The organism is Sulfurovum sp. (genome assembly GCF_049668085.1).
In the GTDB taxonomy this organism is placed as follows: Bacteria; Campylobacterota; Campylobacteria; order Campylobacterales; family Sulfurovaceae; genus Sulfurovum.
The window spans coordinates 1-2,737 of sequence record NZ_JBATIY010000072.1 but is presented as its reverse complement, the minus strand read 5'-3'; the positions used below and the strand labels follow the sequence as shown (position 1 = coordinate 2,737).

The 2,737-nt window shown below is 32.8% G+C and carries 3 protein-coding genes; all 3 read left to right on the top strand.

The features are described 5' to 3' along the window. Positions 1–810: 810 nt before the first annotated feature. The 3 genes from WBM70_RS04520 to WBM70_RS04510 are packed head-to-tail and all read left to right on the top strand — an operon-like array spanning position 811 to position 2,736. Complete coding sequence (locus tag WBM70_RS04520; RefSeq protein ID WP_424557317.1) at positions 811–1,464, top strand: TetR/AcrR family transcriptional regulator; 654 nt, start codon at positions 811–813, stop codon at positions 1,462–1,464. Positions 1,465–1,492: 28 nt separating this feature from the next. Continuing rightward, positions 1,493–2,101, top strand: a complete 609-nt coding sequence (locus WBM70_RS04515; RefSeq protein ID WP_424557316.1) for a class I SAM-dependent DNA methyltransferase — start codon at positions 1,493–1,495, stop codon at positions 2,099–2,101. A 17-nt stretch (positions 2,102–2,118) separates the two neighbouring features. Beyond that, the gene (locus WBM70_RS04510; RefSeq protein WP_424557315.1) at positions 2,119–2,736 is read left to right on the top strand and encodes a DUF2238 domain-containing protein; all 618 of its coding nucleotides are present in this window, start codon (positions 2,119–2,121) and stop codon (positions 2,734–2,736) included. Position 2,737: the final 1 nt, after the last annotated feature.

Here is a 2,737-nt window from a genome sequence, read left to right as displayed (position 1 = left end):
ATTTACAGAAAAAACACTTTTAACTTAAAATCATGTAGAAAGATATATTTTCTACATGATTTGCTTATGAGATATCTTTTGGTTAACATAATATAAATTCTATCAAAAAAGTAAATCTCTTCTCCTCCCTGTAATCATATCTTGGTTAAGTGAATTTTTAAAATGTAAAAATTGACAAAAATAAAGGCAGATATCGAAAATGATATAAATTGGAGTTTTGTGGTCCAAAACCAGAAAACTCCAAAAAACAATAAGATCTAAAAAAATCTCACTTTTATAAAAAGTCTATCTTGATAAAAATATGGGCAGTAGAATAATTAGTCTGTTTCAATAGAGAGATTTAAAACGGATTTAGTTTTTCTATAAAAATAAAAATGTCATTTGTGACTGATCACTATAAAAAAGAATATTTATTTAAAATGAAAAAATCAACATATCGTTTTTAAATGCAGAAAATGTGACTGAATTATTTTTCTATTGTATTGATTCTTACACTTTGGGTTGTAAAATAATAAAAAATAGTTAAAATATTATATTTATTAGTATCAATATGCTCTCATGTTACTACATTTTGCTGTGTTTGATAATAGAATATATTCAATAGGCCAATATGGCCCTTAAATACGACTTATACAGAACTATAGATGAACACTTGTTCTTAATAATTATACGCTACTATCGAATAAGTGAACATATGTTCTTTTATTGAATCCACTAAAAGATAATTAAAGAACAGATGTTCATAATATTTTAAAACAGAGACTTGACAAAAGAACACTTGTTCACTATAATGTCATCAAAGGAGCTTCTATGAACGAGCAGAGCGTCATTTCTTCCCTATCTAAAGGAAGTAAAACCAAAGACAAAATACTTAAAACTGCCCTTAAACTTTTTGCAACCAAAGGATATAAGGCTACCACAGTAAGAGATATAGCAGGAGCTATAGGTATCAAACAAAGTGCCCTCTATAACCACTTTAAAAATAAAGATGAGATACTTGAAACACTGGTAAGTGAACTTACCTCCTCTGCCATAGTGACTATATTTGATGATAAAGAGGCCTCAGAGCTCCATAAACAAGGAAAGTCTCTATTGATGTCCATTGCCACTACTTTTAAGCTTATAGGCTTTGATGGCCAAAATGAAGCACTTTTAAAGCTACTGATGCAAGAGATATACAGAAATGAGAGAATAAGAGAGATCTACAATGAGTATTTCTACCAGGAGAACGTTAAAAAGCTTTCAAGTATCTTCTTTATGATGATGCAGGACGAGATGATAGAGTCTTCAGACCCTCTATTGCTTGCAAATGAGTTCTTTTCTCCCCTATTTTTCTATCAAATGCAGGTATCTTTGCTAAAATTAGATAAAAAATCGACCTCTTCTGTCGTTTCTATGTTTGAAAAGCATGTAGATTTCTTTTGGGATAATATAAAGTTAGAGAAACAAGAGACGCTATTCTAGTATAATACTAAATAATATAAGGAAAAATATGGAAACGAAAGTAGATCACTTCGCGAATAAATCAAAATCATGGGATATGAACAGTAAACGTGTACAGAATGCCAAAGGCATAGCAGAGTTAATAGTAAATAATATAAATCTTGACAAATCGATGGAAATCATGGATTTTGGCGCAGGAACTGGGCTTTTGAGCTATTTTGTTGCACCCTATGTAGAGAAGATAGTTGCTGTAGATAACTCCCCTTCTATGCTTTTGGAGTTTGAAAACAAATGTGATGAGTTCTCCTGCCATACTGAAGTGATAGAAAAAGACTTGAGCACGGATACACTTGATAGAAAGTTTGACGGAGTGATCTCCTCTATGACCATTCACCATTTAGAAGATATTCCTGCCCTATTTTCCAAACTTTATGATATGCTTGATGATCATGGATTCATTGCTATTGCCGACTTGGACAGTGAAGATGGTACCTTCCACAGTGACAATACAGGGGTGTTTCATTACGGTTTCGATCGTCATATGCTTGCGAGCTTTGCTCAAGGGGCAGGATTTAGGGATGTTACCTTCAGTTTGGCCAATAAAATATCTAAACCTCATGCTGAATTCACTGTATTTTTGATGACAGCAATAAAATAATATTAGAGAATATTAATATGAAATATCTATGGTTAAGTATCTTTACACCTGTTTTGATCTGGTCTGCAATTTTACCTAAAGATCCATTTACATGGTTTTTGGAAGTATTGCCAGTATTCATCGGATTGTTTATATTGTTGCTAACCTATAAAAAGTATCCATTAACACCTCTGCTTTATACACTTATCTTGATCCATATGATCATTTTGATGGTTGGTGGTCATTACACTTATGCAGAAGTACCACTTTTTGAATGGGTTAAAGAGATATTTGATCACAGTAGAAACAATTATGATAAAGTTGGCCATTTTGCGCAAGGATTCATTCCTGCGATACTGGCTAGAGAGATATTTATACGTAAAAACATCATTCAGGCTTCGAAAATATGGTTCAATTACATTGTATTGAGTGTTATTTTGGCATTTTCTGCATTCTACGAACTTGTAGAATGGTGGGTAGCTCTTGCCGTAGGTGAAGATGCTGAAGCATTTCTTGGTACGCAAGGATATGTCTGGGATACACAGTCAGATATGGGATATGCACTCTTTGGAGGAGTCATGGCACTTTTGCTTTTGTCTAGACTGCATAACAAACAGTTGACTAAAGGCTATAAGTGGGAATTGGATCCAGCATAAT

Excerpts from the sequence above, each read along its gene's own strand:
- WBM70_RS04520 (WP_424557317.1), top strand. The coding sequence starts at position 811 with ATGAACGAGCAGAGCGTCATTTCTTCCCTATCTAAAGGAAGTAAAACC.
- WBM70_RS04515 (WP_424557316.1), top strand. The coding sequence starts at position 1,493 with ATGGAAACGAAAGTAGATCACTTCGCGAATAAATCAAAATCATGGGAT.
- WBM70_RS04510 (WP_424557315.1), top strand. The coding sequence starts at position 2,119 with ATGAAATATCTATGGTTAAGTATCTTTACACCTGTTTTGATCTGGTCT.